Source organism: Octadecabacter antarcticus 307, assembly GCF_000155675.2.
Taxonomy (GTDB): Bacteria; Pseudomonadota; Alphaproteobacteria; order Rhodobacterales; family Rhodobacteraceae; genus Octadecabacter; species Octadecabacter antarcticus.
In genome coordinates this window covers 4,461,416-4,487,193 of sequence record NC_020911.1, presented here as the reverse complement: position 1 = coordinate 4,487,193, position 25,778 = coordinate 4,461,416, and the positions used below count along the sequence as shown (strand labels likewise).

At 51.1% G+C, this 25,778-nt stretch carries 21 protein-coding genes, 1 tRNA gene and 4 pseudogenes; 17 read left to right on the top strand and 9 right to left on the bottom strand.

Annotated features, from left to right (window positions below; all coding sequences use genetic code 11):
* The first annotated feature begins 23 nt into the window (after window positions 1-23).
* Complete coding sequence (locus tag OAN307_RS22990; RefSeq protein ID WP_015501805.1) at window positions 24-827, top strand: undecaprenyl-diphosphate phosphatase; 804 nt, start codon at window positions 24-26, stop codon at window positions 825-827.
* Here the strand turns inward: OAN307_RS22990 and OAN307_RS22985 are convergent.
* A complete protein-coding gene (locus tag OAN307_RS22985; RefSeq protein ID WP_015501804.1) occupies window positions 824-1,801 on the bottom strand; it encodes a complex I NDUFA9 subunit family protein in 978 nt (325 codons plus the stop codon). The genes OAN307_RS22990 and OAN307_RS22985 overlap by 4 nt on opposite strands.
* A 196-nt stretch (window positions 1,802-1,997) precedes the next feature.
* Between OAN307_RS22985 and OAN307_RS22980 the strand changes: the two genes are divergently transcribed.
* Together OAN307_RS22980 and OAN307_RS22975 are read left to right on the top strand one after the other, a co-directional pair.
* Window positions 1,998-2,084: transfer RNA gene (locus OAN307_RS22980), tRNA-Leu, on the top strand.
* 177 nt (window positions 2,085-2,261) lie between these two features.
* Window positions 2,262-3,191 (top strand): DUF6538 domain-containing protein, encoded by a 930-nt coding sequence (locus OAN307_RS22975; protein ID WP_015501803.1) that lies wholly within the window; start codon window positions 2,262-2,264, stop codon window positions 3,189-3,191.
* A 29-nt stretch (window positions 3,192-3,220) separates the two neighbouring features.
* Here the strand turns inward: OAN307_RS22975 and OAN307_RS22970 are convergent, their stop codons facing one another.
* Window positions 3,221-4,153 (bottom strand): IS5-like element ISOan4 family transposase, encoded by a 933-nt coding sequence (locus OAN307_RS22970; protein WP_015501800.1) that lies wholly within the window; start codon window positions 4,151-4,153, stop codon window positions 3,221-3,223.
* Window positions 4,154-4,665: 512 nt separating this feature from the next.
* Here OAN307_RS22970 and OAN307_RS22965 point away from each other — a divergent pair.
* The 9 genes from OAN307_RS22965 to OAN307_RS22920 all read left to right on the top strand — a co-directional run bounded on the left by OAN307_RS22965 (window position 4,666) and on the right by OAN307_RS22920 (window position 15,030).
* A complete protein-coding gene (locus OAN307_RS22965; RefSeq protein ID WP_015501802.1) occupies window positions 4,666-4,992 on the top strand; it encodes an H-NS histone family protein in 327 nt (108 codons plus the stop codon).
* Window positions 4,993-5,158: 166 nt separating this feature from the next.
* Window positions 5,159-5,590 (top strand): BLUF domain-containing protein, encoded by a 432-nt coding sequence (locus OAN307_RS22960; protein ID WP_015501801.1) that lies wholly within the window; start codon window positions 5,159-5,161, stop codon window positions 5,588-5,590.
* Window positions 5,591-5,674: 84 nt separating this feature from the next.
* Entirely contained in the window at window positions 5,675-6,607 is a 933-nt protein-coding gene (locus OAN307_RS22955) for an IS5-like element ISOan4 family transposase (protein ID WP_015501800.1), read from the top strand.
* A 384-nt stretch (window positions 6,608-6,991) separates the two neighbouring features.
* Window positions 6,992-8,983 carry a primase-helicase family protein gene (locus OAN307_RS22945; RefSeq protein ID WP_144055672.1) on the top strand — a complete coding sequence of 664 codons (1,992 nt, stop codon included), beginning with the start codon at window positions 6,992-6,994 and terminating at the stop codon, window positions 8,981-8,983.
* A 14-nt stretch (window positions 8,984-8,997) separates the two neighbouring features.
* The gene (locus OAN307_RS31570; protein ID WP_044044304.1) at window positions 8,998-9,420 is read left to right on the top strand and encodes an HNH endonuclease; all 423 of its coding nucleotides are present in this window, start codon (window positions 8,998-9,000) and stop codon (window positions 9,418-9,420) included.
* A gap of 372 nt (window positions 9,421-9,792) precedes the next feature.
* Entirely contained in the window at window positions 9,793-10,854 is a 1,062-nt protein-coding gene (locus OAN307_RS22935) for an IS630 family transposase (protein ID WP_015501798.1), read from the top strand.
* 59 nt (window positions 10,855-10,913) lie between these two features.
* Window positions 10,914-11,825, top strand: a complete 912-nt coding sequence (locus OAN307_RS22930; protein ID WP_245540937.1) for an ion transporter — start codon at window positions 10,914-10,916, stop codon at window positions 11,823-11,825.
* Between the two features lie 608 nt (window positions 11,826-12,433).
* Window positions 12,434-13,729, top strand: coding sequence for a site-specific integrase (locus tag OAN307_RS22925; protein ID WP_015501796.1), 1,296 nt, complete (start codon window positions 12,434-12,436; stop codon window positions 13,727-13,729).
* Between the two features lie 74 nt (window positions 13,730-13,803).
* On the top strand, window positions 13,804-15,030 hold the full coding sequence (locus tag OAN307_RS22920) for a hypothetical protein (RefSeq protein ID WP_245540936.1): 1,227 nt from the start codon (window positions 13,804-13,806) through the stop codon (window positions 15,028-15,030).
* A 333-nt stretch (window positions 15,031-15,363) separates the two neighbouring features.
* On the opposite strand, the gene OAN307_RS29515 is transcribed toward OAN307_RS22920, so the two are convergent.
* The 4 genes and pseudogenes from OAN307_RS29515 to OAN307_RS30545 all read right to left on the bottom strand — a co-directional run.
* Window positions 15,364-15,609: a hypothetical protein gene (locus tag OAN307_RS29515; protein WP_217564372.1), complete on the bottom strand. Its 246-nt coding sequence runs from the start codon at window positions 15,607-15,609 to the stop codon at window positions 15,364-15,366.
* A 401-nt stretch (window positions 15,610-16,010) separates the two neighbouring features.
* Window positions 16,011-16,466: a BLUF domain-containing protein gene (locus OAN307_RS25615; protein WP_051068087.1), complete on the bottom strand. Its 456-nt coding sequence runs from the start codon at window positions 16,464-16,466 to the stop codon at window positions 16,011-16,013.
* Between the two features lie 194 nt (window positions 16,467-16,660).
* Window positions 16,661-17,632 (bottom strand): annotated as a pseudogene (locus OAN307_RS22905) (IS5 family transposase).
* 8 nt (window positions 17,633-17,640) lie between these two features.
* A pseudogene (locus OAN307_RS30545) lies at window positions 17,641-17,988 on the bottom strand (hypothetical protein); the annotation flags it as partial.
* 351 nt (window positions 17,989-18,339) lie between these two features.
* Between OAN307_RS30545 and OAN307_RS22895 the strand changes: the two are divergent.
* Both OAN307_RS22895 and OAN307_RS22890 read left to right on the top strand, forming a co-directional pair.
* Window positions 18,340-18,621, top strand: coding sequence for a hypothetical protein (locus OAN307_RS22895; protein WP_015501793.1), 282 nt, complete (start codon window positions 18,340-18,342; stop codon window positions 18,619-18,621).
* 4 nt (window positions 18,622-18,625) lie between these two features.
* Complete coding sequence (locus OAN307_RS22890; protein ID WP_044044302.1) at window positions 18,626-19,507, top strand: DMT family transporter; 882 nt, start codon at window positions 18,626-18,628, stop codon at window positions 19,505-19,507.
* 10 nt (window positions 19,508-19,517) lie between these two features.
* Here the strand turns inward: OAN307_RS22890 and OAN307_RS27350 are convergent.
* Window positions 19,518-19,937 (bottom strand): annotated as a pseudogene (locus tag OAN307_RS27350) (transposase); the annotation flags it as partial.
* Window positions 19,938-19,955: 18 nt separating this feature from the next.
* On the opposite strand from OAN307_RS27350, the gene OAN307_RS28595 reads away from it, so the two are divergent.
* Window positions 19,956-20,135: a hypothetical protein gene (locus OAN307_RS28595; RefSeq protein WP_245540935.1), complete on the top strand. Its 180-nt coding sequence runs from the start codon at window positions 19,956-19,958 to the stop codon at window positions 20,133-20,135.
* 25 nt (window positions 20,136-20,160) lie between these two features.
* Here OAN307_RS28595 and OAN307_RS22875 read toward each other — a convergent pair whose 3' ends face one another.
* Complete coding sequence (locus tag OAN307_RS22875) at window positions 20,161-21,420, bottom strand: tyrosine-type recombinase/integrase (RefSeq protein ID WP_015501791.1); 1,260 nt, start codon at window positions 21,418-21,420, stop codon at window positions 20,161-20,163.
* Between the two features lie 337 nt (window positions 21,421-21,757).
* On the opposite strand from OAN307_RS22875, the gene OAN307_RS22870 reads away from it, so the two are divergent.
* Complete coding sequence (locus OAN307_RS22870) at window positions 21,758-24,346, top strand: DEAD/DEAH box helicase (RefSeq protein ID WP_015501790.1); 2,589 nt, start codon at window positions 21,758-21,760, stop codon at window positions 24,344-24,346.
* Between the two features lie 117 nt (window positions 24,347-24,463).
* Window positions 24,464-25,435: pseudogene (locus OAN307_RS22865) on the top strand (IS5 family transposase).
* A gap of 125 nt (window positions 25,436-25,560) precedes the next feature.
* On the opposite strand, the gene OAN307_RS22860 reads toward OAN307_RS22865, so the two are convergent.
* A complete protein-coding gene (locus OAN307_RS22860; RefSeq protein ID WP_015501789.1) occupies window positions 25,561-25,758 on the bottom strand; it encodes a hypothetical protein in 198 nt (65 codons plus the stop codon).
* Between the last annotated feature and the right edge of the window lie 20 nt (window positions 25,759-25,778).

Below are 25,778 nucleotides of genomic sequence, written 5' to 3'. Positions count from 1 at the left end.
GCATCACCGAATCAGAGGTCCTCATGCCCTTCCTAACCCTCCTGCTTGCCGCCCTCATCCAAGGAATCACTGAATTCCTGCCAGTGTCTTCATCTGGACACCTGATTTTATTGCCGCAACTCACGGGCATGGCCGATCAAGGGCAGGTCATCGACGTCGCAGTTCACATCGGCACCTTGTTCGCGGTAATCATATATTTCTGGAAAGATGCCAGCGCCGCTTTGCTCGGCCTGCCCCGCGTCTTGCGCGGCAAAATCGACACTGCGGGTGCGTTTCTGGCACTCAGCCTGATCATCGCAACGATTCCGGTGATCATATTCGGCCTGATCCTGAAACTATCAGGTCTTGATGACATGATGCGCAACATCACGGTCGTCGGCTGGACCATGCTGATCTTCGGAATTGTGCTATACTGGGCTGATCAAACTGGCAAAACCGAACGCGTGGCTGGTCACTGGACACTGCGTCACGCCATCACCATGGGCCTGTGGCAGGCGATATCCCTGATCCCCGGCACATCGCGATCCGGCATCACAATCACCGCAGCACGGCGGCTGGGCTACACACGCGAAGACAGCGCAAAGCTATCTATGTTGATGTCGATCCCGACCATCATCGCATCAGGTGTTTTACTGGGGGCAGAGGCTGCAATGAACGCCGATGTTCAAGCGGCAAAAGATGGCGCAATTGCTGCCACGCTCGCGTTTCTCGCTGCCCTCGTCGCGCTGTCACTGATGATGCGATTACTACGATCCGTAAACTTCACACCCTACGTGATCTACCGCGTGATCCTTGGCCTCGTGCTGCTTGGTATTGCCTACACTTAAGGTTTAAGGTTTTTGGCGCTCTCTTTGATGGCGTCATACTGCCCGCTGGGGCGGAACCGCCACAGGTAGTCAGGCAAGATCGTTTCCATCGCAGTCGGCGTAATGCCCAGCGCCTCAAACCCCTGCGCACCCTCAGAAACAACGTTATCCATCCGTAGGTTTTTAACTTGATCGGCCGTAATCGGGCCACGCACCAATCCCAGCGACAACGTGCGCCCAACCTTGAATCCGAACGCCATCATCTGAGCCGCAAAAAATGGGATATTCAGGACCAAACGGCGACGACGGATAATTGCCAACATTCCGGTCATCAACTCACGCATCGTTTGTACGTCTGGCCCGCCAAGCTCAAACACACCCTGCGCGCGGCCCTGCACACCGATGACAGCGGCAGCCGCAACATCATCGACATACACCGGTTGAAATTTCGTATCAGCACCCACAATCGGCAGCACCGGACCAAAACGCGACATGCCTGCAAAGCGATTGAAAAACCCGTCTTCATCGCCAAATATGATCGATGGACGCAGGATCATCGCGTTCGGCATATGCGCCAACACGCCAGCCTCGCCCGCGGCCTTCGTGCGCGCATACTCGCTTTCACTTTCCGCGTCGGCACCAATGGCGGACATCTGGACCATCGCCCCGACACCTGTCGACGCCGCGATCCGTGCAATCCGTTCCGCACCGCTTGCCTGCACCGCCTCAAATGTGTTCTTGCCAATCTCGTCCAACACGCCCACGCAGTTCACCACCGCATCAGCGCCGTGCATCACAGAACGCACTGAATCGTCATCACGAATGTTGCAGAACACCGGTTCAACTTGCCCGACAGCCCCATAAGGCTTCACGAACATCGCCTCATTGGGATTGCGAACCGCAACCCGCACACGCCAACCATCCTTGGCCAAACGCCGCGCGATATAGCGCCCGACAAAACCGGATCCGCCGTAAACAATGACAAGTTTGGACATGGCTGCGTTCCCTCGACTGACAGGTATTTCTTAGGCGTTTATCTGTGTGACCTTTGACAAACAAGGCGCATATACGCGCAGGCCCATCGCTTCTTTGGGTCAAGAATACCTATTCTGGGTGCGCGCCCAGTATTTCACTTCGGAATCGCGTTGACAGGTCGCCATGACAGACTTAAGGCCAACCTACGTATTCTGTGCCCAGATGGCGGAATTGGTAGACGCGCCAGCTTCAGGTGCTGGTGTCTGTATGGACGTGGAGGTTCGAGTCCTCTTCTGGGCACCATTATACTTTGACTAACTCCAAGAAATCATAGTGTAATAGGCATATATTGCTTTTCTGGGACCATAATCGGGACCGCTTCTGGGACCATTTTGTCGAATATCGCTCCCCAAATGTCAGTCATGAACGGTCCAGGCTGCCTTGCACCGGGCAAGTTGTGTCGTGATAGTCCCGAACACAATGGATGCAGATATATCAAAACTTCCAAAATATGTCTTTCGACGGGCCAATGGCTCGTATCGATATAAGCGCAACGTGCCCGCAGCACTTCGTGAGGTGATTCCCAAGGCGACAATATATCGCCAGCTGGGGACGACCTACGATGAAGCAATCAGGCGGCTGCCAGTGATCCATGCTGAGATTGAAGCGCTGTTTGACCTTGAGCGCAAAACACCAAATAGCAGACGCGCCGTTAATATCGTTAGGGAGCGGCTTGGCGAGTGGCATGCAGGTGTATTTGCTGAGGGAGTTGTCGAGCCTGAATGGGATGTCACAGATGATTTTCGGGAACTCGCTGAGGACCTGCGCAACACAGCGCCAAAGGAGGTTGTCCAACAAATTGGCAGCGCTCGTGTGACGCCCGAGCCAATGACCCTGCATAAAGTCCTATCAGATTACTATGCTTATAAGTGTGAAGACGGGGTAAATGACCTCCCACTGAAGACCCGCATTGAGCGCATTAAGAAGGACCTTGTGATAGCGCTGGGCAAGAACCGCGTAGAGTGGACACCTCTTGCTGACATCAACCGCGCAGATGCCAATGCTTACCGTGACTATTTGCTGCACCGCTTGGCACCGAACTCAGTCCTGCGCACCATTGGGGTGGTCAAAGCCGCGATAAACCATGTGATCATTGAGAACGATCTCGATCAGCGTAACGTCTTCCAGGGCATCAAGATAAAAGGCACTGGAGCCAGTAAAGACGACCGCTTGTCTATGAGTGATTCGCAGATGGCGATGTTGCTGCCAGCGTATGAGAGCAATCCACTCGCCCAAGCTCTGTTTGTGACCCTGGCAGATACTGGTGCACGGCTTGCAGAAATCGTAGGGCTCGAAGCACGTGATCTGGATCTCGATAGTTGCTGGGCTTTGTTGCACAAATCGGGTTGAGGTCGTACTTCCCCTAAAACCGGACGGATTTAGCCTACGGCCTCTGTCTTGGGGATGCCAAGCGCTGTGAAGCCGTTTAGGATCGCAGCACGGATTTGGATCTCCGCAACCTGCCGATCAAAGTCACGCGCTGAGAGGCGCTGACCCAGTAATTTCACACAATGCATCTTTGTCTCAACGCGGCTTCTGCGGTGATATCCGGTCGCCTGTCGCCACAACGCGGAGCCTAGATACTTTGAGGCTCGCACTGCTTCGTTGCGCGCTCTGGCCCCGGGTGTGTCGTGCTTCCATAACTTGGCATTCTTGCGCGGCGGTATGACGGCGTGGGCATTTCGCGCGGCAATCGCATCGTAGCATTTGCGGGTGTCGTATGCCCCGTCGGCTGTGACGCTACCGAGTTCCTGATCAGCGGGGATCTGATTGAGCAGGTCAGGCAACATGGGCGCGTCCCCGATGCTGCTGTTAGTGACCTCGACGGCCCGTATTTCCAGCGTTTGTTCATCAATCCCAATATGTATCTTGCGCCACAACCGCCGTTTGGGTCCACCGTGCTTGCGTGCGTTCCATTCTCCTTCGCCCTCAGCCTTGATGCCTGTACTATCTATCAGCAGGTGCAGTGGTCCGGTTGAGCCCTTGTACGGGATGGCCACCGATAACGTCCTCTGACGGCGACATAAGGTACTGAAATCCGGCACTGACCAGTTCAGACCGGCAAGCTTGAGAAGGCTTTCTACAAATCCAGCCGTCTGCCTCAACGGCAAACCGAACAGCACTTTGAGGGTCAGGCAGGCTTGTATCGCCGCATCGCTGTAGGCTTGTTGGCGTCCCCGCCGCCCTGAAGGCACAGCCTCCCACGTCATCCCCGCGTCAAACCAGATCGAAAGCGATCCCCGCATCTTCAGTGAAAAATTGTACTCAGCCCAGTTCCGGGTCTTATACTTTGTAGGTATCCAGCTGCTCATAACCGCCAGCTATCACGCTGGATTCATACAGTGAATCCTCGTGACGCGATTTGTGCAACAAAGCCGTGTCGCTGGCCAAACGCAAAGTGGATTCAGCCTCTAAAGCCATTAACAGACTGATCGCTTATCAATTTGCGAAACCTGATCCGTATGAAGGGTGTGAATCTTGCGTGGATGATAAATTTTTTGTTTTGCGAATGCTGCAGTTAAAGGTCTGCAGCCAACCTTCTTGGATTTAGTGGGTCCACAACACCAAAGTCGGCCTGGTGGGTTGATTTATCAATAAGTACCCACTCCTACTTTAAAAATTAAGCTAGGGTTGAATAGCCGCAATAGCTCGTCCTCCATCAGCTTTACTGCCTTTTGCGACATAGGCCGCAGTGCGACCTATCCAGAAGAGTATATGATCTATCCTCCTACTTTGTTTGCATTTCGATCTTTAAAATTTAACTTAACGGAAGGAATAGCGCTCACATTTTGTTTTTATCTCTAGTAAAATGAAAGATTGATTGATGGAAGATGTTATGAATATCCGCGAATTGAGCTTGTTAGAACTCAAACAGCTTCAAAAAGAGGCAGCGTTAGCCATTACCACTCGAGAGACGCGGCTTCGCGAAGAAGCATATGCGAGGCTGAAAGCGGTTGCCGCTGAATACGGCCTTAGCCTTGATGAAGTTATGGGTACCCCAATGCTCAATAAGGATGGAAAAAGGAGCTACCCACCCTTATATCGTAACCCAGACGACATAGAGCAAACCTGGAGTGGAAGGGGCCGCAGGCCTCTGTGGCTTCACAAAATGCTTGAGACTGGTCATGACTTGTCAGAGTATTTGATCTAAGAGGTTTTACAACAAGTTAGCTGCTAAACTTGGTGATGCTTGTAGGCCTTGGCGAAAACTAAACAGATGCCATGTGATAATTGCGTCAGAGACAAAAATGTTCATACCGCCGCTTTAACAACTTAATTTAATAATTTATATAAAAAGTGGTATGGAGGCCCTGTAAATGTTGCACCTTTTATCTTATATGAGCACATCCCAAGATTTTATAAAACCTGTGGATCTATGCGCTATTCTAGAAATTTCCGTTGCTAATAATATTCACGATGGCATTTCTGGTATCCTGATGTATCATGATGGGCTTTTTTTTCAAATTCTGGAAGGTGAGCGATTATTAGTTGAAGCCTGCTATAAGCGAATTTCCTTCGACAGGCGCCATAAGGCTATTTCTCTTTTAGGGAGCGAACCCGTTGAAAGCAGAACCTTCTCAGGCTGGGGCATGAGGTATGTTGGACCTACAGAAATTAGCCATTATGATAAAGGTTCCTTTCAGGACATTGCTTATTTAATGAATTCATCAAAGCTTGCCAACAGTAAGGCACTAAATATTCTGAGAAGTATTCGTACGATTTTCCCCTATATAGAAAATAACCAGTAATTATTTTGTTGTGGAGTATGGCTTTGTTGCACAAATCGCGTCACGAGGATTCACTGTATGAATCCAGCGTGATAGCTGGCGGTTATGAGCAGCTGGATACCTACAAAGTATAAGACCCGGAACTGGGCTGAGTACAATTTTTCACTGAAGATGCGGGGATCGCTTTCGATCTGGTTTGACGCGGGGATGACGTGGGAGGCTGTGCCTTCAGGGCGGCGGGGACGCCAACAAGCCTACAGCGATGCGGCGATACAAGCCTGCCTGACCCTCAAAGTGCTGTTCGGTTTGCCGTTGAGGCAGACGGCTGGATTTGTAGAAAGCCTTCTCAAGCTTGCCGGTCTGAACTGGTCAGTGCCGGATTTCAGTACCTTATGTCGCCGTCAGAGGACGTTATCGGTGGCCATCCCGTACAAGGGCTCAACCGGACCACTGCACCTGCTGATAGATAGTACAGGCATCAAGGCTGAGGGCGAAGGAGAATGGAACGCACGCAAGCACGGTGGACCCAAACGGCGGTTGTGGCGCAAGATACATATTGGGATTGATGAACAAACGCTGGAAATACGGGCCGTCGAGGTCACTAACAGCAGCATCGGGGACGCGCCCATGTTGCCTGACCTGCTCAATCAGATCCCCGCTGATCAGGAACTCGGTAGCGTCACAGCCGACGGGGCATACGACACCCGCAAATGCTACGATGCGATTGCCGCGCGAAATGCCCACGCCGTCATACCGCCGCGCAAGAATGCCAAGTTATGGAAGCACGACACACCCGGGGCCAGAGCGCGCAACGAAGCAGTGCGAGCCTCAAAGTATCTAGGCTCCGCGTTGTGGCGACAGGCGACCGGATATCACCGCAGAAGCCGCGTTGAGACAAAGATGCATTGTGTGAAATTACTGGGTCAGCGCCTCTCAGCGCGTGACTTTGATCGGCAGGTTGCGGAGATCCAAATCCGTGCTGCGATCCTAAACGGCTTCACAGCGCTTGGCATCCCCAAGACAGAGGCCGTAGGCTAAATCCGTCCGGTTTTAGGGGAAGTACGACCTCAACCCGATTTGTGCAACAAAGCCCCTATTCTGTTGAAAAACTCCCTAATTGGGGATTTGGAAATTCCTGCCAAAAGCACATCTTCGCTAAAACTTCGAGAGGATTGCCGCGTGGTGCTCCAAAACGCTTAGTCGTGGCCGGAAGCCCATTTTAGCCGAACCCCTCGCCAAAACCCTTTAGTTGCGCTGTATGGGCAAATATTTTCCGATTTTGCTGGAAATCGGAGTTTTTCAACAGAATAGGCCGGAAGCGGACATCAATAAACAGACCGTACCCATACCAGCACAACTTGCCAGACACCCAGTTGTAGTCCCGACAAAAACTCCCCAAAATCACCTATGGCGATGAGGGGCATGATGATGAACGACGACAATGAGACAGAAGACCAGCTTGCTAAGAGAATGGCTAAAATTCGTGCTGGAGGCCCCAAAAAGAAATCATACACTCAGCCCCTGGGACATGTCTCTGTCACTAAAGTAACCCCTGCCTATGTAGCCCCTCCTGCTGTCGTTAACCCCAAAGCGCCCATCGACAACAATAAGCCAGCAACTGAAGAAGATGCTAATAACTTCTCAGACATCTTGGGGAGAAGAACCGAACAAGGGATGGCACACTTTCCCTTTGACGATGGCATCCACAGTGGGTTTGTAAGGTTGGGTGCAGACGGTAAGCCCTACAATCCTAGCAAGGAAGAAATTCTCCGAGAAGTAGCAGGGTGGTTCGTCAAAAAAGGCTTCAAATATCATGCCGTAAACGACCTGCAGACTGAGCTCGTTAAATCGAATGTGTCAGAAATCATTGGTAATAGGATTAGGACTGCCTTTCCTCTGCTGAAAGCAGGTGGGAACACTCTAGCAGACCTGCTGGAAGTGCTCATGGAACCAAATCTGGGGCAAAACAATCCAGAGCTTAGTTTTCCGGTTTGGAGCGGAAGAACTGTTAGCCTGCCTAGCAACACTCAGAAGATTGTGTTTGTGGACGGCCTTGCTGTTGTAAACATATGGGAGAAGCCAAAGTACCGAGACCTGACGGTAGCCCCCAGTGTGTTTACAAAAGAAAATCCTGACTATTTTGATGAGTTCCTACGGTTTGTCATTCCCGTGGAGCAAGACAGGAACATGTTCCTGGACTGGCTAGCTTGGCAGCTACAAAACGAGCATCAGAAGCCAAAGTGGGCTGTGATGTTGTACAGTCAAAACCAAGGTACAGGAAAATCAGTGGTCGCCGAAGTGTGCGAAGCTTTGTTCGGCCAAGCCAATGCCACCCGCTGTAGTGTGGAGCAACTGCTAGCCAGATTTAACAAAGAAATCCTCCAGCATAAGATGGTGATTGTCGAAGAAGTAAGTATCCAAAAAGGCTCAGCAAAGGCCAATGGAATAAAGACGCTAATCACAGACCCTACCGTGACAATGGAGGCTAAGGGAGCGCCCTCCACGAAAGAGCCGATCCTGTGCTCCTTCATCCTGACCACCAATCACCTTCCGACTTGGTTGGAAGAAAGCGACAGACGCTTCTTTATTATGAACTTCGACCACGAAGGCTACAATAACGGTGGCAAAGAGTATGAATACTTCTCCAAACTAGGAGAGGCTATCAGTGAGAAAGTCGCCAAATCCCCAGCGGCAATCAAAGCCCTGTACAATGCCCTCTTGGCTCGAGATCTGTCAGATTTTAACCCAATGTCCCTCAACGTCCAGAAATACAGCACTCAGATAATGAAGGACTTGCGTCAGCTCTCCCCTGATGTGGTCAAACAGAACCTTGAGGAGCTATTCGAAAACAACGGTATCCACTTCATCCCACAAGACCTCGCAGTCAAGTTGGTCAAGACGTTTGCCAAACGGGAAGCCAATGCTGTCACCCACTTGTTTAGCGAGATGGGTTGGAAGCAAAAGAAGGTCGCATGGAACAAAGGAGCCCAAAAACGCTGCTGGTACAAACAAGTAGATAATCCGCCTGCCAAAGGTGAGGTCTGTACGGGTGGCGCAGGGAGCTCAGATGGAGCGGAATCCACTTGGGAACCGATATGGTCGCAACTGGAAAGAATAGCCAAAGTTCTCCACAATGAGGATGGCAAGGATTACCAGATAACCGTCCATGATGAAGTGAAGCCAAACAGTAGTGAGAAGCTGATAGACAGCATCAAAGAAGGTAGCAGACGCAGCGACAGCGAAGGGCTCCCTAAAGATAAAGTCGACCCAATGCAGGCGTTCGGTAAAGGCAATCCACTTGCAAACGAAAACATTGATGACAGTCTGGTTGGCATAAGAAACACAGATGATGATCCCGAACCTTCGCCAAAGCCTGCCAGTGAGCCAGATGACATGGAAGACCCGGACTTTTGACGGCCAAAGAGCAGATGGTAGAAGTGTGGCTGGCAACAGGGGCAAAGAACCTTGCTGACTTCGAGAGAACACCCTTCCATGACATGCTGAACAACACCTCCAGAGATCACTGGACAGACGTGTTCGAGAACTACCCCAAAGAAGCATTGAAGCGCGTATCAGACCTCCTGAACGAGGCCAAAGTCTCCAAAGACCAGACCAAATCCATCATCAAGGGACACTGCTGGGAGCTAGGACTAGAAACGCCCCGCAAAGTAAAATTCAAAGGGCGTCGGGACTATGCCTATAGGTTCATAACAGCAATCCTAACGACCACCCCTCTCTCTCCAAAAAACGTAGTCCGTCACCTTTGCCACAATCGAAGCTGTGTATGTCCTGACCATCTGCTAGTTGGAACGCACCAACAGAACCATCAAGATGAGCTAAACAGACGCTAACGAAGGGGATGGTCAAAGCTCACGGATTGAAAGTTTGAGCTGCCTAGCTGCCTAGCCTCGCACTGTCGAAAGTAGGCTAGTAGGCGAGGCGTTTTCGACATGGCAAAGTACTACCCCTCTCCTCGATGAGTGTTGCCACTCGAAACAAGAATATGCTCAGGTTCTCAGTGAGTGGCGTCCCAGACGGTAATAACCAGCAGATATAGGCAAAAAATATCCCTGACTGGCTGGCTTCCATAGATCGATATGACGCATATTAAATTACCTCCCCCAGCTTCACAAAATTAGCGTCGGGCGGAATTGTATACTGCGCGTCATTGAGGACCCGAAGAATTTGTTGATGTTTTAACGGGAATAGATTCTTCTTCGCCTATGATCCGTCCCGAATTTCTTTCCTGCGAAGACCGCCGCGAGCTTTTGAGCTGTGTAAAACGCCAACGCGAGGATCATGGCGTTGCGCGCCGCGCGAATGCGCTTTTGCTGCTGGATGACGGGAAGTCCTGTATCGAGATTGCGCAGGTGCTTTACTTTGATGACGACACGGTGCTTGGCTGGCACAAACAATATCTGTCCGAGGGCTGGGATGCGGTAGCTTATGACGGCTGGAAAGGCGGGCAATCGCGGCTGTCTGTCGTGCAGGAAGCCGCTCTTTGCGTTTGGCTTGAGGACCATTTCTGTCGATCTACAGTGGAAATCCGCGCCTTTGTCGCGGCGCAGTTCGATCTGGAATATTCTCATTCAGGCTGTGTTAAGCTTTTAGCGCGACTAGGCTTTGAATATCGCAAGCCCAAGGTCCTGCCGCGCGTGGCCGATGTAGCCAAACAGGCCGAATTCATCGCAATGTATGAAAACATGCTGAATTCTCTGGCCGATGATGAGGCGGTTTACTTTGCAGATGCCGCGTATCCAGAATATCAAAGCAAGCCTGTCTTTGGTTGGGTGAAGAAGGGCACAAACCCCGCGCTCAAAACGACTTCAGGCCGGGCGCGCGTCAACATTCACTGCGCGTTGAACCTTGAAACCTTCGATACCCCCTTCGTAGCGCCGATCACAGTGGACGGCGTGAGTGCCGTGCAATTGCTGGCCAAAATCGAGGCACACAACCAAGATAAACGCATCATCCACGTGATCTGGGACAACGCCGCCTACCACAAAGGGCCTGATGTGAGGAGCTTCTTGGCGCGCAAAAGCTGCCGCATCCACTTGATCCAGCTGCCGCCCTATTGCCCGCACTTAAATCCGATTGAAAGGCTTTGGGCCGTGATGCACCAAAACGTCACTCAAAATCGCGCATATCCTACACAGAAGCAATTTACCGGAGCCATATTGAAGTTCTTACGAGAAACCATCCCAGAACAATGGCGCGACTTCCGAAATCAGGTCACTGATAATTTCCGTATCATATCACTCCAAAAACTTCGCGCTTTAAAGTGAAGTGAGTAAAATTGGTAAGGAATTATAAGAAATAAATGGGCGCATATGAAAGGCGTACTATGAAATACGAAAAATTGCAACGTCGGACCCTTGAGATTTTTGATCAGGCCGAAGGCGACGACATTCTTAGTAAACTATGTGACTACTTCATACTTGGATTGGTTTTTTTAAATATTGTAGCGATAGTGCTGGAATCAGTTAGTAGCTTATACGTTATTTATAGTATCTATTTCAAGATATTTGAAGCGATCAGCGTACTTCTGTTTACATGTGAATATGGGCTGCGAATCTGGGCCAGCGGAGCGCGGGGTAAGAGCACTGAACCCCAGTCTCTCAAAGGTCGTCTAAGATACATCTTTAGTTTTCACGGTATTGTTGATATTATTGCGATCCTACCATTTTATCTGCAAGTTCTCTTTCCAGGTTTAGATCTCAGAGTTCTCCGTACTTTGCGGCTTCTGCGGGTTTTCAAATTATCGCATTACTCAACAGCGTTGGAAGATCTGTTCAGTGCAATCTACCAAGAGCGCAGATCTTTTATCGCAGCATCGTACCTATTGCTCTTGGCAATTATACTGACCTCCTCGTTCATGTATTACGCTGAAAGCTCTCATCAGCCAGATAAGTTCTCTTCCATACCGGATGCAATGTATTGGTCATTGATCACGCTCACCACGGTTGGTTACGGTGATGTATCACCGGTAACCTCAATGGGAAAATTCATATCAATCATCACAGCCTTTCTTGGTGTCAGTACCGTGGCAATGCTTACCGGTATCGTTGCGAGTGCATTTACCAATCAGGTAGCGCGTAAAAAGGTCATCTTAGAGGACCAAATCCGTGAGGCGATGAAGGATGGAATACTGGATGGAAATGAGCGCCAGGTTTTAGAAAAAATGCGGCTAGAGTTTGGCATGAGCGAAGCACAGACCCAACAGATGTTCCGGCAAGTCGAACGCGACAATCGCTAAGCAGACATGGCGCAGTTTCGTTTCCGCTTGCTTCCCCTGTATCTTCATAAAACCTTAAGCACCGCTTTCGGTGTAGAGGTGAGTATTTACCCACAACGGCTCGATGCCGGGATAGAGTAGAAAAAATAACCCTTCCTTCAGGGGAAATAAAGGGCTGGATGTCTGGATACTTTTGGGACGCAGACCCCTATGCAAAACGGCCGCCAAAATGATCTTCTGCTTTGCAGATAGTCTTGGATTGAGAAGCCAAGAACTGCAAAAACAGCGCGTCTGAAATTAGAGACCTCGCATGAGATTAGCGGGCGGGTTACTTGAGAAACACCGGTGATAATCGGGACCGCTTTGGGGACCATTTTAATAAAAAGACACTGCCCTAACCTACTATTTTTACATGATAATTATGGAAGTTGGTTGTCCTCTTCTGGGCACCATTATACTTTGACTAACTCCAAGAAATCATAGTGTAATAGGCATATATTGCTTTTCTGGGACCATAATCGGGACCGCTTTCGGGACCATTTTGTCGAATATCTCACTCCAAATGTCAGTCATGAACGGTCCAGACTGCCTTGCACTGGGCAAGCTGTGTCTTGATAGTCTCGGACACAATGGATGCAGAAATATCAAAACTTCCCAAATATGTCTTTCGACGTGCCAATGGTTCGTATCGATATAAGCGCAACGTGCCCGCAGCACTGCGTGAGGTGATACCCAAAGCAACAGTATATCGCCAGCTGGGTACGACCTACGATGAGGCAATCAGGCGGCTGCCAGTTGTCCATGCTGAGATTGAAGCGCTGTTTGACCTTGAGCGCAAAACACCAAATAGCAGACGCGCCGTTAATATCGTTAGAGAAAGACTAGGCGAGTGGCATGCAGGTGTATTTGCTGAGGGAGTGGTCGAGCCTGAGTGGGATGTCACAGATGATTTTCGGGAACTCGCTGTGGACCTGCGCAACACAGCTCCAAAGGAGGTTGTACGCCAGATTGGGAGTGCACGTGTGACGCCTGAGGCAATGACCCTGCATAAAGTGCTATCAGACTACTACACATATAAGTGCGAAGATGGGGCTGACGATCGCCCACTCAAGACCCGTATTGAGCGCATTAAGAAGGATCTTGTGATCGCGCTGGGCAAGAACCGTGTGGAGTGGACACCTCTTGCTGACATCAACCGCGCAGATGCCAATGCTTACCGTGACTATTTGCTGCACCGCTTGGCACCAAACTCAGTCCTGCGCACCATTGGGGTCGTCAAAGCAGCGGTAAACCATGTGATTATCGAAAACGATCTCGATCAGCGTAACGTCTTCCAGGGCATCAAGATAAAAGGCACTGGAGCCAGTAAAGACGACCGCATGACCATGAGTGATTCGCAGATGGCGATGCTGCTGCCAGCGTATGAGAGTAACCCACTCGCCCAAGCTCTCTTTGTAACCCTGGCTGATACCGGCGCACGGCTTGCTGAGATCGTAGGGCTTGAGGCCCGTGATCTAGATCTTGGTGGTTGTTGCTTACACATCCGCCAAAATGGGATCCGCCGTCTCAAGACCAAATCATCAGACCGCAGCATACCACTGTCCTCCAGGGCAGCAGAGTACCTCAAGGTGCACCAGGCTGGGCTCTCGGATACGACACCCATCTTCGCCAAGTATGCACGACCTCGTGGTAGTGATGCTGCTTCCGCCATGCTGATGAAGCGTCTGCGTACCCAAATTACTGATCCCAAGGTGACAATCCATTCGCTACGTCACCGCATGAAGGACAAGCTGCGCAATACAGGCTGTCCCGAAGCCATCTCCTTGGCCATCCTCGGCCATAGCTCCAACTCAGTCGCTGCAAACTACGGCTCAGGGTACGCCATGAACGTCATGAGAGAGCACTTGGATAAAGTGTGGGAATGACGCTCCTTACGATAGACAGACAGCCCAACAAAGCCCGTGCATTTAACCCGTTTCTTCGAGCTGGGACTGACAGGATGAAAGAGCTCATCGTGGAGGTGCAGAAGCAAGTTGAAGGATACGAGCACTATTATAAACTGCGTACGCGAGCTCGGAGGGCCGTGGACCAAGCTACGTTCGAGCGGATACTAGAAGCCATTATTTGTGATCTGTGTGTTTGTGTCCTTCAGCCTGAATTTGATGCCATACACCTGCCCTTGTCCAACAAGGTCTTGCGCAAACAGTCGCGATATAAAGGGGTGGCGCTGGGCAAGACGCTTCCCGATACTCTTCATATACTTACAGCCGAAGAAACCCTGTTTGTGGGCCTTAAGACGGGAACCAGTAAGTTTAAAATATCAGATGAGATGATGAATGTGGCCTTTGCGGGTGGGGTCCAAACAACCGTCTGGGCTGAACATAAACTTCTCAGCAGGATTGAGCGCTTTGGCATTTCCTATGAGGACATCAAACAAGACCTTGGAGAAGAAGCCATCATTCTGCGTGAGCCGAAGGAACGCCCTGACCAAAGGGCAAAGGCACAAGAATACAAGGACACCCCAGACACCCTTGCTCTGAGGGGCCAACTTACAGACATAAACACTTGGCTAGGGGAAGCTGACCTCCACTGTGACCTTCCTGAGGTGAACACCCAAGACAGATACCTAAGACGCATCTTCAATAATTCTGACTTCGCCCAGGGTGGTCGCCTTTACGGGGGCTTCTGGCAGAGGATGTCAACGCAGGACCGTCAGGAACACATCATGATTGATGGTGAGTGTGTGGTTGAGCTCGATTACGGTCAGATGAGCCTTTCCATACTGTATGGGCTTGCAGGCACAAAGCCTCCTGAAGGAGATCTCTACGACCTATCGGCAGATGGCATCTCAACGGACTACCGAAAGGGCATCAAGATTGTCGCCCAGGCAGTCATCAACAGCAGCAAGGTGCCAACGAGGATGCCCAAGGGTGTGCGTAAGCACCTACCAGCACGCTACAGCATCAGGGATATCCTTGCAGCAATTAAGAGAAAACACCCTACAATCTACCCGCAGATGACCTCAGGGATAGGTATGCAGTTGTTCCGCAAAGAGTCCGATATATTAGTTGATGTCCTGGAAACTCTCAGGTCGGAAGGGATCGTTGCTCTGCCTGTCCATGATGCTGTTTTTGTTCGGGATAATAACTCAGACAAAGCTAAGGCTGTCATGAAGAAGGTCTTTGAGGACCATACAAGCATCACCCCTGATGTGACTTTGGGGTAGTCCTAAAAGGGGGTATTTAGTGGAGGTAAATTGTTATGGATCATCAATAAGCACAACATCAATACAAGAAGCCCTAAGGGGGATATCTAACCCCTCTTCATATAAGGGACCCGTAACAACCGTTGGAACCGACGGCTAAAACAGGCCATTCAAAAAAGACAAACTGAATGTCAATTTCTCGCATTTCCATATTGGTAAACATGCCAAAACTGCTCCTAAGAGTTCCGCTTGAACCACGGATTTCCAGTTTGCTTTACTTCAACTTTGATAGATTCAACCTGATACGGCGCGCAGCTCACCACCTCAACAGCTTCAATATCAAAAATCACTATATTATAACCCCTTTTTTTTCTCATTATCACCGAAGGGGCTTTTATATGCGATCGCCTCATATCCTGCATTTTGAAATAATTCCGCTAGTATTTGAGAAGGAGCATAATCCGCTTGATCATCGGACGCCATCACGGGTCTGGAGAAGGCATTATTGATTTCAATCCAAACAGCCGAAGCTTTCTCTTCTCGTGTCGGCTCTGGACTGCCCCTGACCACCCATGGCGTGCTTGATGGCGGCTTCGCCAAATGATGATTTGCTGTGGCCGACTGAAAGATCAGTGGTCCGCAATGGGCGAATTAGTTTGCAGGTGGCGACCGATATCTCGGCTCCTAACCAGGGCCTGACCTCAGATATTGCAGTATCGACCGTATTAGCGACATAGAGAGCAGGAATGCCAGTGGCATGCTTTCAATGCAATATTCTGCGGTGCACGGCAGAGCGGCCTGTCAGATTAATGGTACTGTCCCAGTCTGGTTATCCACACCCAAACTATCATAATTAGGTTAAGACTAATCACCGCTATAGAAGTACTCGACAAGTGTTTTTTTGTAGCTATCGCGCTGCCACCAATAAAACTGAATAAAAGACCACTAACGTTTTAACCTTACCTGTTGCGGGCGCTGAAGATTGATCGACAAAGTCAGATTTAGCGTTTTGATATCACTTCAACTCCCTCTTTGGGACCCTCAAAGAAGACACGGGCAAGTACAGAAATGAGTAGATCACTTCCCACATTTTTAACTTCATTAGCTATCAAATTAGTCAGAGCAAGAAGGGCCTGATTATCATCATCATTAAGATCGTACGACGTACAGTAGCCCATGCTCCAATTTGGGAATAAGCGTTTCTCTAATACACCTTGCCACACAATATACGGCGATCCATGCCGAGCATCACTACAAATGCGAGCATAGCAACGAGTTACCGCGTCGCAGCTCCCCTCAAGAGCTTGAAGAAAAATATGTTCACCGTGAATAAGAAGCCCAGATACGTTGTCCCGATAATTATTATACCTTGATATTTCGAGGATGGGAATAATATCATTTGCGGTCGTATCGTCTTGGATGTGGCTTAAGTAGATAAGTTGACTTAATTTCGACATTTTTATTATCTTTACAAAAAATTCAAATTTTAAAAACAGTTAAAACGAATCACCTCAGCTTGATATTTTACATCGTTAACTCTTTAAGCCATCATTCATAAAAGTAAACCAGAGTGCAGCCTGGGTTTTGCGGTGGCTTTGGCTTTGTTGCACAAATCGCCCTTATGGCGTGCTTCCCCTGACCCCTGACGGATTCAGCCTACAGTAACGGTGTTTGGGATGCCAAGGGCGGTGAAGCCGTTGAGTATCGCGGCACGGATTTGGACTTCCGCAACTTGCCGGTCAAAGTCTCGTGCGGCCAGGCGCTGCCCGAGTAGTTTCAAACAATGCATCTTTGTCTCAACACGACTCCTGCGGTGGTATCCGCTCAAGCGACGCCATTGAGCGCGGCCGAGATCCTTTGAGGACTGTACCGCTTCGTTTCGGGCTCTGGCCCCCAGCGTATCCGGCTTCCATAGCTTGGCATTCTTGCGTGGCGGGATGACAGCACGGGCATTGCGGGCCGCAATCGCATCATGGCATTTGCGGGTGTCATATGCCCCATCTGCTGTGACACTGCCAATCTTCTGATCTGGTGTGATCTGACCGAGAAGGTTGGGCAACATGGGTGGGTCTCCAATGCTGCTACTCGTCACTTCGACCGCGCGTATCTCCAACGTTTCTTCATCAATCCCTATATGTATCTTGCGCCACACCCGACGTTTCGGCCCGCCATGCTTGCGAGCGTTCCACTCACCTTCGCCCTCAACTTTGATGCCGGTACTGTCGATAAGGAGGTTTAGCGGGCCCTTTGAGCCCTGATACGGGATGGTAACCGATAGCCTTTTCTGACGCCGACATAACGTGCTGAAGTCTGGGACCTCCCAGTCAAGGTCGATCAATTTCAACAGGCTTTCCACAAAGCCCGTCGCCTGCCTCAAAGGCATTCCGAACAGCACTTTCAACGTGAGACAGGCTTGGATCGCCGCGTCGCTATAGCGTGGCTGGCGGCCCCGTTTGCCCCCCTCTCATGGTTTGCAAACAAACCACTGCCGGGCAACGGTAGGCGCAGCTTTCCAAGTGACCTCTGGGTTAAACCAAATGGTCAGTGACCCGCGTCGCTTCAGGGCCTTGTTATACTCAGGCCAGTTCCTCGTGCGGTAAATCGGGGCGATAGGTTTACTCATGACGCCAGCTACCATGCTGGATTTACAACATGAATCCCTGATACGAGACTATTTGTGCAACAAAGCCCAGTGGCATCGGTATAACCTTCGGACATTTCGTTAAAAAGGTCAGAATTGCGGAATTTATCCCAGTGATCCCAATCGCGGAACATGAACGGTGCGCCACCAATGGCGATGGGGCCGTATGACCGGCCTGCAAATAATTGACCGGTGTAAATGATATCGACCGTGCCAAAACCCAATCCTTCGTTGATGTCCACCTCTTTGCCCAGCGACGAAGCAGGGAATACTTCGATTCCGTACCGACCTTCTGTGGCATCCATTAAGAGGTTGTTAGCGGCCACGGCGCAAGTGTGATATGGTTCGCTCGATTAGTAAACGTGCGCCCATTTCAGCATTATTTGAGCAGCGGCCACGGCAGGCGAAAGTCCTAGCACAGCGACGGCAGAGGCTGTCGCGAAAAGCATATACTTAGTTGTCATGTTGTTCCTCCTTAAGGTGATGCGGCTTTGACCATTGGGCTGCCACGTGCTAACAAAAAAATTATAGATTACGTAGCGTCAAACAACCCACTTACTGGTTATTACTTTATTATTTCATTGCCTTATTTTTTAAAAATCCACCAAAGACATTTCATATCTAAAAATACTTCAGGCATTGGCAGACATGCGCGATATACTTGCCACAATCAAACAGGCTAAAAATAGATGTTTCGGACACTTACGACTGAAAACACACTCCCAAAAGACGGAGATTCCGGCACACTAATTGGTTGGGCATGGCGACCAGACGTTGACGGACCATCGGTGGTGGTATTGCGCAACGGAGAAGTTTTTGACATCTCCAACGCTTCCGCGACTATGTCAGAACTTTTAAACGGCGCCGATCCACTTGCCACCATTAAGGCGGCAACGGGTACAAAAATCGGATCGCTAGAAGAGATACTGGCAAATACGACTGTAAAAACCGCCTACACACTGCCTCTCTAAATTGATGCAGAAGGGTTCCTCCGAAAGCAACCGTGCCGGCATAATATATATGCTGGTTGCCATGTTTTTGTTCACGAGCAACGATGCAATTGGCAAGTGGATGGTCGCGACTTATCCGGTGGGTCAGTTGATTGGTCTTCGCAGTCTGGCGGCACTTGTGGTCTTGGCAATCATATTGTGGCGCAAGCAGGGTTCCCTCTGGCTATCTATGAGGGAACGGCCAATCATACAGGTATTGCGTATCGGGTTTGTTGTTGCCGAGGTCGGGTGCTTCTTTGCGGCGGTGCGATATCTACCGCTCGCCGATGTGTTCATGTTTTATTTGGCATCCCCATTATTTCTGACAATTTTTTCCGTTGCCATTCTCAAGGAGTACGTAGGTCTGCACCAATGGTTGGCCGTGTTGGTTGGGCTCGTCGGCGTTGTTCTGGTGTTTCCCTTCTCAGAGGATACCTTGTCTGCCCCTGCCCTGATAGCATTGGCTGGCAGTATATCCTTGGCGATGATGTTGACCCTTACGCGGATGCTTCGAAACACCGATGGTATGACATTGATTATGATTCAGACAATCGGCGTTGCCATTTTCGGAGGGGTGACCATACCATTCGCATGGGTGACACCAAATTTCATTGATCTGTCTTTGATATGCCTGCTTGGACTTATAGCTACCTTCGCGCATTTCCTGATGAACCAATCCGTGTCAGCAGCGGCGCCTGCCGTAGTCGCCCCATTTCAATATACTTCAATTGTTTGGGCTATCGCAATTGGCTATCTCGTGTGGCAGGATCTTCCAACCCAACCTGCGTTGCTGGGCGCGACCTTCATCATCAGTGCCGGTCTAATTGTCCTTTATCACGAACGGGACACTTCAAACAGGCGCAGCTGACATGTCCCAATCAGTCGATCATCGTGGCTTTGTTGCACAAATCGTATGAAGGGTATTCTTCCCCTTTCCCCAGACGTACTTTGCCTACTGACTCAGTGATGGGTATGCCAAGAGCCGTGTAACGGTTAAGGATGGCCACACGGATCTGGATCTCCGCGACCTGCCTTTCGAAGTCCCTCGCCATCAGCGATTGGCCAAGTAGTTTCATAGAATGCATCTTCGTTTCGACGCGGCTTCGGCGGTGGTATCCACTCCAGCGTCGCCACACGGTGCGGCCCCGATATCGTTGCGCATTGACCGCATCGTTGCGGGCAATTGCTCCAGCGCTCGTCGGTTTCCAGGGCTTTGCATTCTTACGCGGCGGGATCACCGCGTGGGCCTCCCTGGCGGCAATCGCCTCGTGGCATTTACGGGTGTCATAGGCACCGCGCGTTATGATTGGGAGGGTATGTACATCACCTTGATGGTGCGCATCCACGATCAGGGTCTGCCCGCAACCCAAGCGGAATGGTTAGGCGAGGTGCAGGAATGGTTCGTCGCCAATGGCGATGGCGGCGAGGTGCTGGATGAACGCACGATCCGCCGCAGACTGACGCCGATCTGGAAAGCGCTGCGGGGATCCTGCTGATCGCGGTATTGGTGGGCGTGGAGGGTCAGGCTGTCTTCTGCGCCTCGTTGGCATCATGCACCAGTTTGGGCCGAGGCCTGAAGGCGCTGGCCACGGCATCTACGCCTGCGCGCAGCGGCGAGTCCATCAGGTGGGCATAGCGCTGCGTCGTCTGCATCTGGCTGTGGCCCAGCAGTTTGCCGATCATTTCCAGTGACGCGCCACCGCTGACCAGCAGGGACGCAAAGGTGTGCCGCAGATCGTGGATGCGCACATCCGGGATGCCAATCTGCTTCTGGATATTGGACCAGAAGCGCCTGATTTCCTTTACCGGCTGGCCGGGTACATCGCCCGGAAACAGCAATTGGCATCCGCGCGGCACCAGCAGCTGGCGCTGACGCACGATCGCTGCCGCCTCATCCGAGATTGGCAGGCGGTGCACCTTGCGCTGCTTGGTCATGCTGGCCGGTTTCGACCAACTGAGATGTTCGAGATTGAAGTGAATAAACTGTGCCTGGCGGACCTCGCCCACCCGCGCACCAGTCAGCATGCACAACCGGATAATATCGGCCGCGCGGCGATCCTCGGCCGCTTCCAGCGCTTCGGCCAGCTTGTGGATTTCTTCATGGGAAAGGAAACGTTCGCGCGCATTTTCGATCCGACGGCGGAAACTCGAAGCCGGATTATCCTCGCGCCAACCCCAACCAACGGCATAGGTGAACATCTTGCGCAGGACCTCGCCGGTCCGGTTGGCGCGCACCGGGGTCGGCTTGGCCCCCTGCAGCTTCCGCGCCCGGTTATTGGGTTTGGCTTTTGAGGGGCGGGCCCGGCCAGCAGCGACCTTGTTCAGCAGCTTTTCCACATCATAGGGCGTAATTTCCGTCACAAGCCGATTGCTCCATTCCGGCGCCACAAGTTTCGCCAGCATCGATTTCTGGTCCGAGGCGTTGGTTGGCGAGAGGTGCGGCAGATGCACCTCGATGTAGCGCTCGATCAGATCCTTGAACCTAGGGGCCTCCCGCCCACTTTCCTTCTGGCCCAATGGATCACCACCTGCGTCGATCTCACGCCGCAGTTCCTTCGCCCTGTCGCGGGCGGACGTCGTCGACCATTCCGGCCAGCGCCCAATAGTCATCCGCCGTTGCCGCCCTGCATGGCGATAGTCGATGGTGAACGCCCGGTTTCCCGAGCGGTATATACAAACGGCAAATCCCCGCACATCTGTGTCAAAAATCTGGTAGTCACGTCCCACCGCCGGTTCGGTGTCGCGGACGCATTTCTCATTCAATCGCAATCGGTTGACCATGCAACTCACCCTCCAGTCGTCATCCCATGACGCGTAGATTTGCGCCGCTAGCAAGCGAAGCATGCCAAGTGGGGTGGCGGGGTGGCGCAGGGTGGCGGTCATTTGGGGTGGGTCCGCCACCCCGGAAATCGTGCTGAGGGAAGAGGGCGGTGGGCGGTCATTCGCTGTGATCGCAACCTAAACTGGGGCACCTCAAGAAAGCGGACGTTCATAATGCAACAAAGCAAATGTGTTCAGCACTACCCTGAATTGCGCGATCTGACTCACCCTAGCCACGAATCCAACGTAAAGCAGAACCAAAGAAATATTCGAAAACGTCTAGGTAGGATTCTGTAAAATGGCTTTTAAAACAAATATTTCCGCATCGACATCGACTACAAATCCAGCCGCTCATTTCAAGACGCTTACAAAACGTCAATATCCAGATGTAATGCCACACCAAAAAGACATCCTTGAAGCTTATGCATCAGATTTTGCAGACAAATCAGATGTTGCTTTGCAGCTTCCCACGGGTAGCGGAAAGACTCTTGTTGGACTTCTAATTGCTGACTGGAGAAGGCAGAAATTTGGCGATCGGGCCGTTTATCTTTGCCCTACTCGTCAACTAGTCAATCAAACTGTCAATCAAGCGCTTCATCAGTACGGGATCGATGTTGTCGATCTTTCTGGAAGCACGAAAAAATTTGCCCCTGCTGACAAAACAGATTTTATTACTGGGGCCAAAGTTGCGGTTAGTACTTACTCGGGCTTGTTTAACACTCATCCGTTTTTTGAAGATCCTGATCTAATAATTGTCGATGACGCACATGCTGCCGAAAATTACATCGCCAATATGTGGTCCTTAGGAATTGCAGCCGGAACAACTTTGCACTTGGCGCTCTCGAAGTTCCTGCACCAACACCTTGATCCCCAGGATCACTCAAGGCTTACTGGTGATTGGATTGGATCTGCCGACGCAAATTGGGTTGAAAAACTCTCCACTCCACTGGTCACTAAGCTAGAGGCTGGTTTGTCCGAGATCGTTGACGGTCATGCAGACATTGACACCGATGCCGAACTTTATTTCAAATGGTCCCTCCTTCGCGGACACCTTGACGCATGTCATGTATATTTAGGGTCTCGGGAAATCCTCATTCGCCCCTTAATTCCTCCGACATCCACACACGCTCCATTCGCCAACGCTGGCCAAAGAATTTTCATGTCAGCCACATTAGGCAAAGGTGGCGATCTCGAGAGACTGACCGGCCGTAAAGCCATTGACAGACTTAAGGCTCCGGATGGTTTTCAGAATGCTGGCGTTGGTCGAAGGTTCTTCATTTTCCCAAGCTTATCATTAACGGGCGACCAGACCGACGGACTTAGGCTTGCAATGCAAGAGCGCTCTGGCAGGTCACTCATTCTTACCCCGTCTGATGCACAAGCCAAAGCGCACACTGCGTTAGTTGAAAAGCATCTTGAGGACTATGAAGTCTTCGATAAAGATGACATCGAACTAAACAAAGCGCCGTTCGTTGCGTCCACAAAAGCGGTAGCAATCTTGGCTAACCGGTTCGATGGCATAGACTTTCCAGGTGACGAGTGTCGGCTTCTTTGCGTGGACGGCCTTCCCAAAGCAATGAATTCACAGGAACGGTTCATAATGTCCAAAATGGGTGCCACCGCACTTTTCAACGAAAGGATACAGACAAGAATACTTCAGGCAGTGGGACGGTGCACAAGAGCATTGCAGGACCGTTCGGCAGTACTAGTCACTGGTGTCGAGCTTGTCGATTTTCTGGCAGACAATCGGAAATGGAAGCACTTTCATCCTGAACTACAGGCCGAGCTAACATTTGGCTTGGATCAATCAAAAAATGTTACTGCCGAAAGTATTTTTGATAACTTCGACATGTTTTTGAAGAACGGTTCTGATTGGTCTGGTGCCGATGGAATGATCAGGAATTCCATAGGTACATTTGTTCAAGCCGATTTTCCTGCAATGGATGATCTCGCAAAAGTCGCGCCACATGAGGTATCTTATCAGGAAGCTATCTGGAACAAAAACTTTACTGGTGCACTTGCCGAAGCTAAGACCATCCTTACGCACCTAAATCACTCCGATCTACGTGGATATCGTGCACTTTGGCATTACTTGGCGGGCTCGATAGCCCTTAGATTGTCCGAATCTGATCTCGATGCGCAGGCCGTATCCGCTAGGTTGCAGTTTTCAAAATCCCGAAGTGCAGCTCCCTCAATTTCGTGGTTAAACGCTCTTTCAAGAGACGTCAGCGGTCTCGAAGATGAAGCAGGGCCATACCAAAATACCGAAGTGCTCAAACAGGTGGAAGCGCTTGAACAGCAGTTCCTGACGATGGGGACAATTAACAATATTAAGTTTGAAAAAAGGGCTGCAAAGATCCAAGGAGAATTGAGCCAAGCGAATACTTTCGAGGCTGGCCAGGTCGCACTTGGAACCTTGCTCGGTTTCAGTGCTGGGAATGATGAAAGCGACGCGGCACCAGACCCTTGGTGGCTTGGCGACAAAATTGGTGTCGTTTTCGAAGCCCACGCCGATGGGAACGAAACAACAGTGTTCGGCGCTACCAAGGCCCGTCAAGCTGCCGGCCACCCCAAATGGATCCGGAAAAATGTGGCTGGGGCGAATGAACTGGAAGTTTCACCCATTCTCGCGACACCTTGCAAGACTGCAAAGTCAGGTGCAGAGCCGCATCTTGAAGATGTTGGGTACTGGGAGCTTAGTTCCTTTCGCGCATGGGCTTTACATGCCGTTAATGTATTACGCGAGCTGAAGGGAACCTTCCCTGGTGAAGGGGATCTGATATGGCGAGATGAAGCCGTTCAAAAACTCATTAGTGATGGACTTTCACTTGAAGCAATCCGTTCAGACCGGCCAATGGCGTCTGCGGCAATGACAATAGTTGCTTGAACCTGTCGGACTGCCAAGCCTCTGCAATCTTTGCTTCAACGCATTGGAGGGGCTTTGTTGCACAAATAGTCTCGTATCAGGGATTCATGTTGTAAATCCAGCATGGTAGCTGGCGTCATGAGTAAACCTATCGCCCCGATTTACCGCACGAGGAACTGGCCTGAGTATAACAAGGCCCTGAAGCGACGCGGGTCACTGACCATTTGGTTTAACCCAGAGGTCACTTGGAAAGCTGCGCCTACCGTTGCCCGGCAGTGGTTTGTTTGCAAACCATGAGAGGGGGGCAAACGGGGCCGCCAGCCACGCTATAGCGACGCGGCGATCCAAGCCTGTCTCACGTTGAAAGTGCTGTTCGGAATGCCTTTGAGGCAGGCGACGGGCTTTGTGGAAAGCCTGTTGAAATTGATCGACCTTGACTGGGAGGTCCCAGACTTCAGCACGTTATGTCGGCGTCAGAAAAGGCTATCGGTTACCATCCCGTATCAGGGCTCAAAGGGCCCGCTAAACCTCCTTATCGACAGTACCGGCATCAAAGTTGAGGGCGAAGGTGAGTGGAACGCTCGCAAGCATGGCGGGCCGAAACGTCGGGTGTGGCGCAAGATACATATAGGGATTGATGAAGAAACGTTGGAGATACGCGCGGTCGAAGTGACGAGTAGCAGCATTGGAGACCCACCCATGTTGCCCAACCTTCTCGGTCAGATCACACCAGATCAGAAGATTGGCAGTGTCACAGCAGATGGGGCATATGACACCCGCAAATGCCATGATGCGATTGCGGCCCGCAATGCCCGTGCTGTCATCCCGCCACGCAAGAATGCCAAGCTATGGAAGCCGGATACGCTGGGGGCCAGAGCCCGAAACGAAGCGGTACAGTCCTCAAAGGATCTCGGCCGCGCTCAATGGCGTCGCTTGAGCGGATACCACCGCAGGAGTCGTGTTGAGACAAAGATGCATTGTTTGAAACTACTCGGGCAGCGCCTGGCCGCACGAGACTTTGACCGGCAAGTTGCGGAAGTCCAAATCCGTGCCGCGATACTCAACGGCTTCACCGCCCTTGGCATCCCAAACACCGTTACTGTAGGCTGAATCCGTCAGGGGTCAGGGGAAGCACGCCATAAGGGCGATTTGTGCAACAAAGCCTCGCCCGATGCGAAACTGCGTTCCGGGGTGCGCGGCAGAAACTGTGTGAAATACCTTTGCTACCGAGTAACCTAGGCCGCTCGTTTTCGAAGCTTCTGTTTGATTGCCTCAATGCTGGCGTCCATTGGTGCTGTGATGACAACTGAAGCATCAGGGTTCACCGCTATCTCAGGGGTCTTCCTTTTGCGCCTGACCACGCGATAATCGATGCGCTGCTCGCCAAATTGCAGATGATTGAGTTCCGCTTTCATCCCGCGAACCTCGCGCATGCCAAGTCCATGATTTTGAG

Coding starts and splice junctions, on each gene's coding strand:
- OAN307_RS28595 (WP_245540935.1), top strand. CDS start 19,956: ATGTACATCACCTTGATGGTGCGCATCCACGATCAGGGTCTGCCCGCA.
- OAN307_RS22860 (WP_015501789.1), bottom strand. CDS start 25,758: ATGCGCGAGGTTCGCGGGATGAAAGCGGAACTCAATCATCTGCAATTT.
- OAN307_RS22970 (WP_015501800.1), bottom strand. CDS start 4,153: ATGAGCAGCTGGATACCTACAAAGTATAAGACCCGGAACTGGGCTGAG.
- OAN307_RS22990 (WP_015501805.1), top strand. CDS start 24: ATGCCCTTCCTAACCCTCCTGCTTGCCGCCCTCATCCAAGGAATCACT.
- OAN307_RS22920 (WP_245540936.1), top strand. CDS start 13,804: ATGAAAGAGCTCATCGTGGAGGTGCAGAAGCAAGTTGAAGGATACGAG.
- OAN307_RS22935 (WP_015501798.1), top strand. CDS start 9,793: ATGATCCGTCCCGAATTTCTTTCCTGCGAAGACCGCCGCGAGCTTTTG.
- OAN307_RS22985 (WP_015501804.1), bottom strand. CDS start 1,801: ATGTCCAAACTTGTCATTGTTTACGGCGGATCCGGTTTTGTCGGGCGC.
- OAN307_RS22960 (WP_015501801.1), top strand. CDS start 5,159: ATGTTGCACCTTTTATCTTATATGAGCACATCCCAAGATTTTATAAAA.
- OAN307_RS25615 (WP_051068087.1), bottom strand. CDS start 16,466: ATGTCGAAATTAAGTCAACTTATCTACTTAAGCCACATCCAAGACGAT.
- OAN307_RS22945 (WP_144055672.1), top strand. CDS start 6,992: ATGATGATGAACGACGACAATGAGACAGAAGACCAGCTTGCTAAGAGA.
- OAN307_RS22875 (WP_015501791.1), bottom strand. CDS start 21,420: ATGGTCAACCGATTGCGATTGAATGAGAAATGCGTCCGCGACACCGAA.
- OAN307_RS22930 (WP_245540937.1), top strand. CDS start 10,914: ATGAAATACGAAAAATTGCAACGTCGGACCCTTGAGATTTTTGATCAG.
- OAN307_RS31570 (WP_044044304.1), top strand. CDS start 8,998: ATGGTAGAAGTGTGGCTGGCAACAGGGGCAAAGAACCTTGCTGACTTC.
- OAN307_RS22890 (WP_044044302.1), top strand. CDS start 18,626: ATGCAGAAGGGTTCCTCCGAAAGCAACCGTGCCGGCATAATATATATG.
- OAN307_RS22925 (WP_015501796.1), top strand. CDS start 12,434: ATGGATGCAGAAATATCAAAACTTCCCAAATATGTCTTTCGACGTGCC.
- OAN307_RS22955 (WP_015501800.1), top strand. CDS start 5,675: ATGAGCAGCTGGATACCTACAAAGTATAAGACCCGGAACTGGGCTGAG.
- OAN307_RS22965 (WP_015501802.1), top strand. CDS start 4,666: ATGGAAGATGTTATGAATATCCGCGAATTGAGCTTGTTAGAACTCAAA.
- OAN307_RS22975 (WP_015501803.1), top strand. CDS start 2,262: ATGGATGCAGATATATCAAAACTTCCAAAATATGTCTTTCGACGGGCC.
- OAN307_RS22895 (WP_015501793.1), top strand. CDS start 18,340: ATGTTTCGGACACTTACGACTGAAAACACACTCCCAAAAGACGGAGAT.
- OAN307_RS22870 (WP_015501790.1), top strand. CDS start 21,758: ATGGCTTTTAAAACAAATATTTCCGCATCGACATCGACTACAAATCCA.